The organism is Protofrankia sp. CiP3 (genome assembly GCF_917627345.1).
Classification (GTDB): Bacteria; Actinomycetota; Actinomycetes; order Frankiales; family Frankiaceae; genus Protofrankia.
In genome coordinates, this window is sequence record NZ_CAKJTM010000108.1 from 1,130 (window position 1) to 14,553 (window position 13,424).

Here is a 13,424-nt window from a genome sequence, read left to right on the forward strand (position 1 = left end):
CAGGCAGGCCCTGGATGAACTTCCGGCGCCGACCACTTAGCACGGTCACTGTGGGGCAGCAGCCGCAGCAGCGCACATCGACGACGCGGTGCAGGCGCTGGAAGGCGTGCCACAGCCCAGCCCGGTCCACCGCTGGAACCGTCGGCGGCCGGTCGGTCGGCCGGACACCCGACACCGGCACCCGGCCGCAGTTCATGCCAACTATCATGCTAGCTAGTGTGTTAGCTGGTGAGGAGGATGGATGCTCGACGTCGAGCTCGCGGAGATCGTCGACAACCTTCGCACCATCGGTACGGACATCGCCGACGTGGAGGTGAAGAAGGCCCACGGCGGACTGCCGAAGTCGCTGCGCGAGACTCTCTCCGGGTTCGCGAACACGCGAGGCGGGGTGGTCGTCCTTGGTCTGGACGAGACCCGGGGCTTCGCACCGACGGGACTTCCCGATCCGGCGAAGCTCGCAGCTGATCTTGGTTCCATGTGCTCCGAAGACATGGAACCGCCGCTCCGACCGTTGATCAAGGTCCACGACTTCGAGGGCACCCAGATCCTGGTCGCCGAGGTCCCCGAGCTCGATCCCGCACGGAAGCCCTGCTACTCGCGTGGGGCCGGCATCACCAAGGGCAGCTACGTCAGGGTCAGCGACGGTGATCGTCGACTGTCGGCCTACGAGGTCCAGATGATGCTCTCCTCACGTGGTCAGCCTCGTGAGGACGAGCAAACAGTCTCTGGCGTTGGTCTCGATCATCTGGATACGGCCATGGTCGATGCGTTGGTCGCCCGGCTGAGGACCAGCAGGCCATACGCGTTCAAGGACTTGGACCGCTTGGCCGTGCTGCGTCGCGCCAAGGTGCTCGTGACTGGAGACAGCGGCGAGGACGTGGCGTCGCTGGGAGGCCTGCTCGCCCTGGGCAGCTATCCGCAGGAGCACTTCCCGCAGCTGATGGTCACCTTCGTCCACTACCCGACGGAGACCGGCGGCCGGTCCACCGAGCGGTTCCTGGACAACGTGACGTTGGAAGGCCCGGTCCCGGTCATGGTCCGCGACACGCTGGCCACCGTCCGCCGGAACATGTCTCGTCGGGCTGTCGTCGGGGGTGCGGGCCGGCAGGACGTCTGGGAGTACCCAGAGGCCGCTCTGCGTGAGGCTGTCGTCAACGCGCTGGTCCACCGCGACCTGTCCGGGGGCGCTCGAGGCGCCCAAGTCCAGGTCGAGATGTACCCCGACCGCCTGGTGATCCGTAATCCGGGCGGTCTGTTCGGCCCTGTCACGGTCGACAGTCTCGGCGAAGACGGTATCTCCTCAGCCCGCAACGCCACCCTCATCAAGATCCTCGAAGATGTCCCGCTGCCCGGCGAGACCCGCACCGTCTGCGAGAACCGCGGGTCGGGCATCCGTGCCATGCTCGACTCGCTGCTCACCGCGGGAATGAGCCCACCGGACTTCAACGACAAGATCTCGTCGTTTGTCGTCGTCTTCCCCAACCACACCCTGCTCGGCGAGGAGACCGTCGCCTGGATCACCGGGTTGGGTGGGAAGGGCCTGACCGACAGCCAATGCGTCGCCCTCGCGCTCCTACGCCAGGAAGAAATCCTTGACAATCGCGCCTACCGCAACGCGACTGGCGTCGACTCCCGTGTCGCCACCAGCGAGCTTCGGGACCTGGTCGCTCGCGAACTCGTCACCCAGACCGGAACCCGCCGCTGGGCCAGGTACCAGCTGTCCTGGCGAACAACCTCAACGAAAGGCCAGTCCTCTCGGGCCGACCGCCGACCGGAGCTGCTCGTCGCCCTCGGAAACGAGACTCTCTCACGCTCCGAACTCGTTACCCGGACCGGTCTGCGCGACCAGACCATCCGACGATGGCTGAAGATCATGCGGGACGAAGGCTCGGTCGACATCGTCGGTAGCAGCCTCAAGAGCAGACACGTTCGATACCGCCGCACCTACCAGGATCTACTCTTCCAATCCGAAGGCACAGACCGCGACTGACGGGATGTCGTGCCCGCCTGTGACGGCGTGAGTACTTGACCATTAGCGTGATGGGCTGACTCCCTGAAACCGCCACGTGTCCCATGCGGCGCGTCGAGCAGTCGGGGGCTCACGCCTCGACGCACAGGCCGGCCTCGCGCCTGGCGATCGCGGGCTCTCCCGATCGAAAGGTGGGTGCGGCCACCCGGGTTGAGGTGGGTGGGGTGCGCGCACAATGGTGAAATGGGCAGCGCCGACGTGACGACCCCGATCTACGGGGTCCGGAACCGGGTGGAACGGACCGGACCGGCGGTCCGCGCCGCGCTCGATCCGGACCGCCGCGCCGAGTTCGAAGCTGAGTTCCGCGCCGCGCTCGCCCGCGTCGACGATGACCTCGACCTCGCTGCCGCGCAGAAGGTCATCGACCGCTGGTGGCCGCAGGCGTTGCTGTGCGCCAACCCGGAGATCCAGACCGGCGTCGACGCCGACCGGCGCCGCATCGCAGCCGGCGACCCCACTGTGATCGCTGAAACCTGGTACCCGCCTGGCCATCCATACGCGCCGTCCCGCACGGTCTGATGGCCACCTACGCCGTCCGCTGGGTCGACTACGCCCGTGAGCAACGGGACTCGCTGTCCGGCCGAAGCACGCCACCAGCTCGATACGGCGCTGGGGCGCCTGGCGTCCGACCCCCGCGCGTACGGCATCTACAGCAAGCCTGAAGACCAGTGGACGGCGACGTTCGGCGATGGCTGGGGCGTCATCCTCTACACCATCGAAGACCGCTTGATCACCATCACCGTGCTCCGCGTCGCCTGGGTCGGCTGACCGCGCTCCTGCATACCTGGAGCGGTTCGGTACCGGGCCGGGCAGTCGGCTGTGGTTCGCCACCTCAAGTCAGACGATCAGTCGGACTGCTCGTCGAACAGGTCTACGACCACCAGAGCAACGTCGGCATCGGCAACACCACGCTGCTGGCCTTCGACGCCTGGGAGCACGCCTGGTACCTGCAGTACAAGAACATCAAGGCCGACTACGTCACCGCCCTGTGGGACATCGTCAACTGGGCCGACGTCGCCGCCCGCTACACCACCGCCAAGCAGATCAGCCCGGCCTGGCCCAGCCCCGCGTAGAGGCCCCGCGCCCAACACCCTGTCGGCAGGGAGGGCTCACATCCCACCCAGCCGGCAGGGTGTCCCGCCATCGAAGACGAGCCCCCACAACGAGTGACACGCCAGGCGCGGCTGTGAAGGCCACCGCTCGCGCCCGGCTCCAGCTGCGGGGGGATAAAGCCGGAGATCGGATCGCCAGCCTCCGTCCCGGACAGCCAGCCATTGGGGCCGGTCCCGGACAGCCGGAGGTGACGGTGCACTGTCGACGGATCGGCCAGGCTCGACACCGCTCGAAGGTCCAGCCGCCGACGACGTCCAGCGTCGCAAGGGCGGCGGTCAGGGGCCCGGCCGCGCCGACCGCGATCACCGCCGGTGGTTCAGGTGGTGTCGAAGCAGCCGTCGAACTCGAACACCGGGTTGATGACGTCCTTGCCGGTAGTGCTGTGGATGGTGCCGGGACCGACGATCTTAGCTGGGCCACCGGCCTGGTAACAGCCGTTGGATCGCACCTGCAGCTCGAACTTGCCGTCCTGGTTCTTCCCGGCGCCGTCGGTCCAGCGGACCTGGCAGGCCCAGTCACTGCCCGCGCCCTTGTCCTGCGTTCCCGGGGTGCTCCGTTGGCAGCTGGCTTTCGTAGCGACCGCGGCCGGGGTGAGCCCGGGGTGACCGAGCAGCGCCTGCTGTTGGACGTAGAGGTTGGCGAAGACGGAACCGAGAGAGCCTTCCACCCGCGGCCGGGTGACATCGGTGGCGCAGCCGCCCAGAACGGCGGCCAGCGCGGCCGCGGCGCCGGCCGCGAGGAGCACACGGGGCATTCGGACACGGATGGCGAGTCGTCGCATACGGATCATCCTCCGGTGATGTCGCGCCGGCGCAGCGCCAGGTAGGCGACGGCCAGGCAGCTTGTGATGTAGCCGGCGCTGACCAGCGCACCCTGATCCAGTTGCCCGTAGTACGGATGCGCCGCCAGCAGGCCGTGCCAGGCGTCGAACGGGGTGACCAGCAGCAGGTGGCGGATCGTGTCCGCGCCGTTGAGGAACGCGTAGAGCTGCATGAGCAGCCCGAGGATGATCGGGCCGACGATCCCGGCGGGGCTGCTGCGGGTGAGCACCGACAGCATGATCCCGAGGGCGGTGAACCCGAACAGCGGCAGCAACGCGCTCGCCCACGCCGCGAGCACCAGCTCCGCGGCACGGCCCGAGGGCAGCAGGGTACCCGACAGGCTTTCCAGTGGCTGATGGCCGACCAGCAGGACGCCCGCGGCCAGGCAGCTGACCGCCAGGACGGCAAGGACAAGGGCGGCGAACGTAGCCGCGGCCAGCGTTTTCGCCCAGAAGATCTGGGTGCGGCTGTGTGAGCGGGTCAGGATCGTCTTCCAGGTGCCGTGCTGGTCCTCGCTGGCGAAGATGTCCCCAGCGACCAGGCTGGTCAGCAGCGGGAACACCCATTGGGCGGCGAACCCGAGGATGAGCAGTGGGGTGGCGAAGCCGCTGGCGTGTAGCCACCGGCCGTACAGGGTGTCCTTGGGAAGGCGGTCCTGGCGGTCGAGCAGCACCACGAACACGAACGGCGCGGCCAGGCAGACGGCGAGCGTGACGCGGGTACGGGCCTGGGCGGCGAGTTTCGTGACCTCCCACCGGTAGGCGGTCGTCACCCGGCCACGGCCGGCCGGACCGGTCTCGATGGTTGCCGGGGGCGTAGTGGTCGTCGTCATGGCCGCGGTGCTCATCGGGCCCCTCCGGTGCGAGCGTGCGGCCGCGGGGCGGGGATGTCAGCGGCCGGCATGTCAGCGGCGGACATGCCGACGACGGACATGCCCGCGGCGGGCCGGTCGGGTTCGGTGAGCATGAAGAACAGCGACTCCAGCGGCGCGACCTCCAGCCCGAGGGTCCGTACGGCGATACCCGCCCGGCCAAGGGTGATGATGTAGGCGTCCGCGGCGGCGGGCTGGGCGCGCAACGCCAGCCCGCCGTCCGGGTGGACCGACACGGCGACACCGGGGCGGTCGATAGCCAGGTCCAGCGCCCGGTCATCGTCGCTGGTCGTCAGCCGGTGGGATGGGTCGGGCGCTTGGGCACGCAGCTGGCTGATCGAACCGTGATAGACGACCCGGCCGGTACGCATGATCGTGACGTTGTCGCAGATCTCCTCGACCTCATCCATGTTGTGGCTGCTCAGCAGCACGGTCAGCCCACCCGCGGCAAGCCGTTTGACCAGGGCGCGCATGTCACGGATACCGGCCGGGTCCAGCCCGTTGGCCGGCTCGTCGAGGACGAGCAGCCGCGGGTCGCGCAGCAGGGACGCGGCCACCCCGAGCCGCTGACGCATCCCGAACGAGTAGCCGCCGACCTTGTCCTCGGCCCGGCCGGCAAGGTCGACCAGGGTGAGGACCTCGCCGATCCGGCTGTCGGCCCCACCGCCGTCGAGCCCGGCCAGCAACGCCAGGTTCCGCCGTCCCGACAGGTACGGGTAGAACCGCGGGCTTTCGATGAACCCCGCAACCCCGTCCAACATCGCCGGGCCAGCCTGCGCCCAGCTGCGGCCGAACAGCCGCAGCTCCCCGGCGTCCGGGCGGATCAGCCCGAACAGCATCCGTAGGAACGTCGTCTTGCCCGCCCCGTTCGGGCCGAGGATGCCGTACACCTCCCCGACGTCCACCTGTAGATCAACATGATCCACCGCGGTGAGGCCGCCGAACCGTTTGACCAGACCGGTGGCCTCTACCGCCGGTACGCCAGCCGCCATACGCCCTCCTTCGAGTATCTACTACTCATCGAATAGTAGATTGCCGCGTGAAGGTGGCACGCGGCAAGTCCGATCGCGAACCTGGACCCCTCGGGGAGCGAGCCGACGACCGGCTCCCTCACAACGACGGCCGGCGTGGCGGGCCGAGTGCGCCAACGACCCACCAGCTCGTACTATCGACCTGATAGTAGTGAGGGACGGAGGGGCAGTTGGCGAAGAGGCGGGAGCCGGGAGCGCTCGAACGTGAGGTGCTCGCCGCGATCGCGGCGGCCGGCCGTCCGCTCACCCCGGCCGAGACACTCGCCGAACTCGGCGAACCGCTGGCCTACACCACCGTGATGACCACCCTCGCCCGCCTGCACGACAAAGGCGCCCTCACCCGGCAGCCGGCAGGCCGCTCCTACACCTACGCACTGGCTGCCGGCCCGGACACCCTCGACGCCGCCCTCACCGCCCGACAGATGACCCGCCTGCTCGGCGCCGGCGCCAACCGGGCCGAAGCGCTGGCCCGCTTCGTCGCGGACCTGCGTCCGGAAGACGAACAGCTCCTCGCCGACATCCTCGCCAGCCACCACACCCACGCCGGCTCGGACGACGGGCAGCGGCGGTGACGGCCGTCGCGCTGATCCCGTTCGTCACCAGCCTGCTGCTGACCGTCAGCGGCGGCCGGCTCGGCCGGCGGCTGCCGCCCGCCGCCGCCACCCGGCTGCTGACCACCGCCTGCCTGGTGACCGCCCTGGCCACCGGCTTCATCCTGGCGACCGCGGCCTTCACCCTGCTCGCCCCGCTGCCCCCGCTCACCGCGGTCGGGCACTGGTCAGCCGCTGTTGTCCGCGGCCACGACCCGCTGCCCGCCACGGCCGGGCTGCTGCCGGCATTCACCGTCGCCGGGCTGGCCGCCAGCGCCGCCCGCCGCGCCGTCCTCGTCGGCCAGGACCTCGCCGCCGCCGAATTCACCTGCCGACGGCTGGGCCCCGCCCCCACCGGCCTCGTCATCGTCGACGACGACCATCCCGACGCCTACACCCTGCCCGGGCTCACCGGCCGGATCGTGGTCTCCACGGCGATGCTGCGCGCGCTGCCCGCCGACGAACGCCGGGTGCTGCTCGCCCACGAACACTCCCACCTGCGCCACCGCCACCACGCCTACACCCAGCTCGCCAGCCTCGCCGCCGCCGCCAATCCGCTGCTGCGGACACCCGCAGCCGCCGTGCGCCTCGCCGTCGAACGCTGGGCCGACGAGGACGCCGCCGCTATCGCCGAAGATCGGGCTGTGGTCGCCCGAGCCCTGGCCCGAGCCGGCCTCGCCCGCACCAGCACACTGGCCGCTCCGACCGTGGCGCTCGGCGCCGTGCACACCGACCTCGCCCACCGAGCGCGGGCCTTGCTGGACCCGCCCCCGAAACCGCGGCCGGCCCTGGCGATTGCCCTCGCCGCGCTCGTCCTGGCCACCGCAGCCGCCGCGGTCGACACCGCCCATACAACCGAAGGCCGGTTTGAACGCGCGCAGGCAACCTACGCGCACCGATCCTGACCGGTCGCCAGACAGCCCGCGACATCCCGCTCGCAGATCTGCATTCAGAGCGCCCGAGGATAGGACTGTCCGGCTCGCGGCTCCCCGCATCCCGCCCGGCCGCGTTGTCGTCAGTCGGCGCCCAGCACCAGGGCGCCTTCCTCCTCCGCCTTGCCGGACCGGGCACGGATGAGCCGCTCACTGATCGAACGCCCTATCCTCGGGCGCTCTCAGTCGATGTCGGCTGGACGGAACCGCGGCCGTACCTGCTGGGGAAAGGCCGGGTCCTGCGGATCGATGTTTCTGATGGCTCCGTCGTCGACACCGCCGCGTTGGATGTCACTGCGCGTCACTGTCAGGTAGCCAACCAGGCTAACAATCACAACGAAAGCGGTGAGGGCGACCAGGCCGTCGCCGAGGCCCACACCGGACCTTTTCGCCGGCTTGCCGAGCCAGTCGGCGAACGAGGCACCCAGCGGCCGGGTCACTACGTAGGCGAACCAGAAGGCGACGACCTCGTTCAGCCCGAACCGCCACCAGGCGACCACCGGCACCAAAATGATCACTGCGAACAGGATGCCTGAGGGCAGATAGCCAAAGCGCAAGGAGTCCGCGGTGAGATCGCCGGCGGCGGTGCCCAGCGCGAAGGTCGCGAGCACGGTCAGCCAGTAGTAGGTCTCCCGGCGGCGGGTCACGATGCTGTGGATCGACAGCGTTCCCTCACTGCGGTGCCACATGTAGAAGACAGCCGCGAGGAGCACGAGGTAGAGGACCGTCGAACCGATGTGGCCGATGGGTGGCCCGTCGGCGACCATGGTGCCGAAGACCGCGACCATCATCACCGCGAACCAGTAGACGGGAGCGGAGTAACTGCGGACCCGGAACTGCAACCAGAGTGCGAACGTGAAGCCGAGGAGGCCGATCGCGCCCGCGAGCACCAGGTTGACGTGCGCGAGGTAGTCCGAGGCCGCCTCGCCCATGCCCGTCGTCAGAATTTTGACGACCCAGAACAATGCTGTGATCTCCGGAACCTTGGGAGCGAGGGGCTCGCGGCTGCGGGTCTGGCTGTCCGGCAAAGGAGGCATCGCTGTCTTTCTGGATCGGCGGCGGGGGCACTTCAGGCAGCCAACATGGCTGCTACAAACTACTACAGGCGGAGTAGGTTGACGGATGTGACAACCCGATCGGGTGACGGGCCGCGGCGCCGGCCCGGACAGCTGGAAGCTGAGGTGCTGGCGGTGTTGTGGGCCGCCGAAAGGGCGATGTCGCCGGGTGAGGTACAGACCGCCATCGGCGGGGGCCTGGCCTACACGACGGTGATGACCATCCTCAACCGGCTGCACGCCAAGGGCGTGGTGACCCGGACGGCGGACGGGCGCACGTTCGTCTACCAGCCTGCGCAGAGCACGGCCGAGTTCACCGCCCAGCGGATGCGCGGGCTGCTGGAACAGGTCGACGATCCAGCCGGGGTGCTGGCCCGGTTCGTCGACACGCTGAACCCCGGCGAGGAGCAGGTGCTGCGCGATCTGCTCGACCGGCCCCGGCCGGAGAGCTGACCGGTGCGGCTGGCTATCTGCCTGGCCGGCGCGGCGGCGCTCGTGCTGCTGGCGGTCGCCCGGCCGGCGGCCCGGCGCCTGCCGCCCCCACGAGCGGCGCTCCTGCTGGCCGCAGCCGCCCTCGGCACCGCGGCGGTGTGGATCGTGGTTGTCGGTCTGCTGACGCTTCTGTTGGTCGGGCAGGTGCCACCGGTCGCGGCGCTCGGCCGCTGGTCGGCCAGCCTGGTCGGTGCCGGCGACCCGGTACCACCGGCGGCTTCGGTTGCGGCGTGGGTCGCCGTCGCGGTGGGAGTGGCCGGGTGCGGCACGCTGGCATGGCGGCTGGCCGTCGAGGCACGCCGCTGGCTTCCCGCCTACCGGCACGCCGCGTGCGCCGGGACGCTCGTCGTCATTGACGATCCCACCCCCGCCGCGGTGGCGGTGCCCGGCTGGCCGGGACGGATCGTGGTCAGTTCCGGGATGCTCAAGGCATTGCCCCCTGCCGAACAGCGGGTGTTGCTGGCCCACGAACGCTGCCACCTTGACCACGCGCACTGGCTCTTCCGGTTCGCGGTGCGGCTGGCCGCCGCGACCTGCCCGCTGACCCGGCCGCTGGTGGCTGCCTGCGACCAGGCTCTGGAGCGGTGGGCGGACGAGACGGCCGCTGCCGCGACCGGCGATCGACGGCTGACCGCGCAGGCCGTCGCCCGTGCTGCCCTCGCCCGGCACGACAACGCCCTGACCACGGCGGGTTTCACCGACGGGCAGGTCTCCGCCCGGATCGAGGCGTTACTGGCACCGCCGCCCCGAGGGCGCTGGGCCCCCGCCGTCGTGCCGCTGCTCCTGCTGACCATGGCCGCCGCATGCGCGTTGAAAGCCGGACATGATGTCAACGAACTGTTCGAAGCCGCCGAAAACGCGATCCGTTCCCGATCATGAAAAGCAGGGTGCCTCCCTCCTCCGCCTCGCGATGCACGCTCCCCAGCCCCACTTCCTGATCAACGGCCCTGTTGCCGTGCGCTCTTGCGCCGGCGGCGCCGTATGCATACTGGCGGCTGTGGAGGGATCGCGGGTGCTGATCGTGGAGGACGACCCGGCGTTGCGCGGTGTCCTGGCCCGCGGCCTGCGTGAGCAGGGCGCGGTCGTGACTGCGGTGGCCGACGGGTCGTCCGCCCTGTCGCGGTTCACCGACGACAGCGGTTTCGACGTGGTCGTGATGGACGTGGGCCTGCCGGATTCTGACGGCCGGGACGTGTGTCAGGCCCTGCGTGCGCGTGGTGTGCACGTCCCGGTCCTGTTCCTCACCGCGAGGGGGAATATCACCGACCTTGTTTCGGGTTTCGCGGCCGGCGGGGATGAGTACGTCGCGAAGCCGTTCCACTTTGCTGAGCTCGTGGCCCGGTTGGGGAGCCTGCTGAGACGGGCCAGGCCCTCGCCTGTCTCGGTGTCTGGCGGTCTGCGTCTGGACCCGCGCGGCCATGTACTGGCCGCCGCGACCACGAACGTGCGTCTGACCCCGACGGAGTACCGAGTCCTTGCCCGGCTGATGGCGTCGCCCAGCGAGGTGGTGAGGCGGCGGGAGCTGGTGGACGCGGGTTGGCCCACCGGGGCGATCGTCTACGACAACACCCTGGATCAGTATGTCGCGAAGCTTCGCCGCAAGTTGGCGCTGGTGGACGATTCGCGGGCAATCACGACTGTCCATGGTGTCGGGTACCAGTTCACGTGAGAGGGCCTTCGACGCTGCGGGGCCGGATCGCGGTGGTGGCGGTCGTGACCACCGCGGGCTGGCTCACGGCGCTGACCGTGGCGTTCAATGCCGCGCTCAGCGCGCAGCTGCGGCAGCAGGCCGACACTGTGCTGCGGACACGGGCAGAGGCTGTCGCCAGCACCGTCGAGGTCTTCACCGGCGGTGTGGTCTCCATCCGTGACGTAGGCGATGACAGCGCGATCGATACCGGAACGTGGATCTTCGCGGGTGGCCGGGCGGTGGAGGAGCCACCCGGCGGGGCCGCGTTACTGGGCCAGGCCAGCGCCCTGACCGGCATGGGCGAGCGGACAGTGACGACGGATGGCGCCTCTCCGGTCCGGTTGTTCGCGCTACCGGTGACATTGCAGGGCCGGCAGGCGGCCACCGTCGTCGTCAGCCTGTCGCTGGCCCCCTACCGGCAGACCGAGAAGATCGCTGTCGTCGGCAGCCTGCTGCTGGCTCTGCTCCTGCTCGTCGGCGTATACCTGGTGATACGGGTCAGCACCGACCGTGCGTTGCGCCCGGTCGAGGAGATGACCGAGCAGGCAGGCCGGTGGAGCGCGGATGCCTCCGACCACCGGTTCGGAGCCGCGCCCAGACCGGCCGAACTCGCCCGGCTCGCCGCGACGCTCGACAGTCTCCTGGACCGAGTCAGCGCGGTTCTGCGCCACGAGCAGGCGTTCAGCGATCACCTGTCACATGAACTGCGTACCCCGCTGGCCGCCATGGTCGCCGAGATCAGCCTGCTGCAGAGCCGGCCACGCGAAGTGGCCGAGTTCGACCGGGCACTGCCCCCGATCGCCGACGCGGCGAACCGGATGACGGTCATCCTCGACACCCTCATGGCCGCCGCCCGCACGGGCGTTGGTGGACTGCCCGACCGGTGCGACGTCGGCGAGGTGGTGCAAGGACTTGCCAGGCGGTGGAGTGCCCCGCCGGAACTGGTGATGTCGGTGCCCGCCAGCACGCTTGCGGGGGTGGATGCCGGCCTGCTCGAGCGGATGTTGTCGCCGGTGCTGGACAACGCCCGCCGCTACGCACACACCCAGGTGCACGTGGTGGCATGGGTCGTCGCCGGCCAGCTCCGCATCGACATCCGTGACGACGGACCCGGGCTTGGCGCCAACACGGCGGCGCACCTGTTCGAGCCGGGCTGGCGCGCGGACCCGCACGACGGCCACGACGGGGCGGGGCTTGGACTGGCGCTTGTCCACCGCCTCGCAGCCGCTGCCGGCGGGAGCGTACGGGCTTTTGACGGCGGGCCCGGCGCGGCTGTTGAACTGTCGCTGCCCGGAGCGTGACACGCCTCTGACGCCGATGTGGTCAGGATTTGTTCAGGCCTGCTGAGCCACCGTGGCAGCATGACGACTCCTACGCGCCTCGCCGTGAACGACGACAGTTCCCCGGCATCGTTGCGAGGCCGGCAGATGCTCAGCAAAGTCCCAGAAGTCACCATCTACTTCTGGATCATCAAAGTGCTCTGTACGACAGTTGGTGAATCGGCCGCCGACTTCCTCAACGTCAACCTGAACCTTGGCCTGACGGGTACATCCGTCGTCACCGGCGTCCTGCTCACCGTCGCTCTGATCTTCCAGTTCAGAACGCACCGCTACATACCGGGCATATACTGGCTGACGGTAGCGCTCGTAAGCGTCTTCGGCACACTGGTGACCGATAACCTCACGGACAGCGTCGGCGTGCCACTCGAAACAAGCACCCTGATCTTCGGCGCCCTGCTTGCTCTCTCCTTCCTCGCATGGTATCTGACCGAGAAGACGCTCTCCATTCATTCCATCTTCACCAGACGACGAGAAGCATTCTACTGGCTTACAATTCTCGTCACCTTCGCGCTCGGTACGGCAACCGGCGATCTCATGGCCGAGGTGCTCGGGATCGGCTACCTGATGACGGGAATCATCGTGGTATCGCTGATCGCCATCATGGCGATTGGGTGGCGATTCGGGCTCGATCCGATTCTTTCCTTCTGGATCATCTACATCATGACCCGCCCGCTTGGAGCGTCGATCGGCGACTACCTCTCTCAGTCACCAGGGGAGGGTGGCCTGGGCCTGGGTGCGACGGTGACGAGCTTCATTTTTTCGGCCGGCATTCTCGGCATCGTCGTTTATTTCTCGGTGACGAAAGCCGATGTCATCCCGAGTGCGTCTGCTGTTGACACTGACGAGACCATGCGACGAGGAGCACCGTGGCAAACAGTCATCGTCGTGGCGCTTGTTCTTGCTACCGCAGGAACGGGCTACTTCCTGCGCAAGTCCTCCCTTCAAAAAGACACGTCAGACTCGGCTCCCGTCACGCAGCCGACCCCCTTCGAGGGGCAGCCAATACAGCCGGCCCCCTTCGGGAACCAAATAGCACAGCCGGCCCCCAGCAGGGGCCAGACAGCACAATCCTCGCCCCTCGGCGACCTCTCGAAGTTCCGAAAAATCACACAGGACACGCTGGATCTCCTGAACGCCGGCAACCAGTCTGGCGCCACGGCCCGCATCACTGATCTCGAAACCGAATGGGACAAAGGCGAAGCACGCCTGAAACCGAAGGACAAAGCCACCTGGACCAAGATCGATGGAAAAATTGATACGGTGCTGCGCGCACTCCGAGCAACGAGTCCCAACTCGGACGGAGAGAGGACCGCGCTAACCGCGTTGCTCACCGCGCTCGGCCCCGAATGACCATGAACCTTTCCGTATAGCGATTCGTCGCGGTAGGTAGCTGACTGTCTGGTAGATCGGGCGGAGCGCCACCTCCGCCCCCGGCTTAGTGGTCGCCGCCGGAAGTTGTT

The 13,424-nt window shown here is 68.7% G+C and carries 14 protein-coding genes and 1 pseudogene; 10 read left to right on the top strand and 5 right to left on the bottom strand.

The genetic code is table 11. The features are described 5' to 3' along the window. Positions 1-196 (bottom strand): hypothetical protein (locus MJ797_RS22710; protein ID WP_239341011.1); only part of this gene is annotated, 196 nt, incomplete at its 3' end. 45 nt (positions 197-241) lie between these two features. On the opposite strand from MJ797_RS22710, the gene MJ797_RS22715 reads away from it, so the two are divergent. The 3 genes and pseudogenes from MJ797_RS22715 to MJ797_RS22725 form a co-directional block, all read left to right on the top strand. Then, positions 242-1,990, top strand: coding sequence for an ATP-binding protein (locus MJ797_RS22715; protein ID WP_239341013.1), 1,749 nt, complete (start codon positions 242-244; stop codon positions 1,988-1,990). A 237-nt stretch (positions 1,991-2,227) separates the two neighbouring features. Next, on the top strand, positions 2,228-2,548 hold the full coding sequence (locus MJ797_RS22720) for a DUF6247 family protein (protein WP_239341015.1): 321 nt from the start codon (positions 2,228-2,230) through the stop codon (positions 2,546-2,548). 335 nt (positions 2,549-2,883) lie between these two features. After that, a pseudogene (locus MJ797_RS22725) lies at positions 2,884-3,102 on the top strand (Fe-Mn family superoxide dismutase); the annotation flags it as partial. A gap of 356 nt (positions 3,103-3,458) precedes the next feature. Here the strand turns inward: MJ797_RS22725 and MJ797_RS22730 are convergent. From MJ797_RS22730 to MJ797_RS22740, 3 genes are read right to left on the bottom strand one after another with little or no spacing between them, the layout of a single operon-like run. Beyond that, complete coding sequence (locus MJ797_RS22730) at positions 3,459-3,923, bottom strand: hypothetical protein (RefSeq protein ID WP_239341017.1); 465 nt, start codon at positions 3,921-3,923, stop codon at positions 3,459-3,461. Between the two features lie 5 nt (positions 3,924-3,928). Continuing rightward, complete coding sequence (locus tag MJ797_RS22735; protein WP_239341019.1) at positions 3,929-4,810, bottom strand: ABC transporter permease; 882 nt, start codon at positions 4,808-4,810, stop codon at positions 3,929-3,931. Continuing rightward, a complete protein-coding gene (locus MJ797_RS22740; protein ID WP_239341021.1) occupies positions 4,807-5,826 on the bottom strand; it encodes an ABC transporter ATP-binding protein in 1,020 nt (339 codons plus the stop codon). The genes MJ797_RS22735 and MJ797_RS22740 overlap by 4 nt, the downstream gene beginning before the upstream one ends. A 209-nt stretch (positions 5,827-6,035) precedes the next feature. Here MJ797_RS22740 and MJ797_RS22745 point away from each other — a divergent pair, with 209 nt between their 5' ends. Continuing rightward, positions 6,036-6,437 carry a BlaI/MecI/CopY family transcriptional regulator gene (locus MJ797_RS22745; protein ID WP_239341023.1) on the top strand — a complete coding sequence of 134 codons (402 nt, stop codon included), beginning with the start codon at positions 6,036-6,038 and terminating at the stop codon, positions 6,435-6,437. After that, on the top strand, positions 6,434-7,360 hold the full coding sequence (locus MJ797_RS27100; RefSeq protein WP_255739406.1) for a M48 family metalloprotease: 927 nt from the start codon (positions 6,434-6,436) through the stop codon (positions 7,358-7,360). Before MJ797_RS22745 ends, MJ797_RS27100 begins: the two co-directional genes overlap by 4 nt. Positions 7,361-7,569: 209 nt before the next feature. Here the strand turns inward: MJ797_RS27100 and MJ797_RS22760 are convergent, their stop codons facing one another. Next, positions 7,570-8,424, bottom strand: a complete 855-nt coding sequence (locus tag MJ797_RS22760; protein ID WP_239341025.1) for a hypothetical protein — start codon at positions 8,422-8,424, stop codon at positions 7,570-7,572. Positions 8,425-8,511: 87 nt separating this feature from the next. Between MJ797_RS22760 and MJ797_RS22765 the strand changes: the two genes are divergently transcribed. The 5 genes from MJ797_RS22765 to MJ797_RS22785 all read left to right on the top strand — a co-directional run bounded on the left by MJ797_RS22765 (position 8,512) and on the right by MJ797_RS22785 (position 13,314). Further along, a complete protein-coding gene (locus MJ797_RS22765) occupies positions 8,512-8,895 on the top strand; it encodes a BlaI/MecI/CopY family transcriptional regulator (RefSeq protein WP_239341027.1) in 384 nt (127 codons plus the stop codon). Positions 8,896-8,898: 3 nt separating this feature from the next. Continuing rightward, complete coding sequence (locus tag MJ797_RS22770; protein ID WP_239341030.1) at positions 8,899-9,813, top strand: M56 family metallopeptidase; 915 nt, start codon at positions 8,899-8,901, stop codon at positions 9,811-9,813. Between the two features lie 133 nt (positions 9,814-9,946). Further along, positions 9,947-10,603 carry a response regulator transcription factor gene (locus MJ797_RS22775; RefSeq protein WP_239341032.1) on the top strand — a complete coding sequence of 219 codons (657 nt, stop codon included), beginning with the start codon at positions 9,947-9,949 and terminating at the stop codon, positions 10,601-10,603. After that, positions 10,600-11,925 carry a sensor histidine kinase KdpD gene (locus MJ797_RS22780; RefSeq protein WP_239341035.1) on the top strand — a complete coding sequence of 442 codons (1,326 nt, stop codon included), beginning with the start codon at positions 10,600-10,602 and terminating at the stop codon, positions 11,923-11,925. Before MJ797_RS22775 ends, MJ797_RS22780 begins: the two co-directional genes overlap by 4 nt. Before the next feature lie 60 nt (positions 11,926-11,985). Further along, positions 11,986-13,314, top strand: a complete 1,329-nt coding sequence (locus MJ797_RS22785; RefSeq protein ID WP_239341037.1) for a hypothetical protein — start codon at positions 11,986-11,988, stop codon at positions 13,312-13,314. The last annotated feature ends 110 nt before the right edge of the window (positions 13,315-13,424 follow it).

Coding starts and splice junctions, on each gene's coding strand:
- MJ797_RS22715 (WP_239341013.1), top strand. CDS start 242: ATGCTCGACGTCGAGCTCGCGGAGATCGTCGACAACCTTCGCACCATC.
- MJ797_RS22730 (WP_239341017.1), bottom strand. CDS start 3,923: ATGCGACGACTCGCCATCCGTGTCCGAATGCCCCGTGTGCTCCTCGCG.
- MJ797_RS22785 (WP_239341037.1), top strand. CDS start 11,986: ATGACGACTCCTACGCGCCTCGCCGTGAACGACGACAGTTCCCCGGCA.
- MJ797_RS22735 (WP_239341019.1), bottom strand. CDS start 4,810: ATGAGCACCGCGGCCATGACGACGACCACTACGCCCCCGGCAACCATC.
- MJ797_RS22740 (WP_239341021.1), bottom strand. CDS start 5,826: ATGGCGGCTGGCGTACCGGCGGTAGAGGCCACCGGTCTGGTCAAACGG.
- MJ797_RS22760 (WP_239341025.1), bottom strand. CDS start 8,424: ATGCCTCCTTTGCCGGACAGCCAGACCCGCAGCCGCGAGCCCCTCGCT.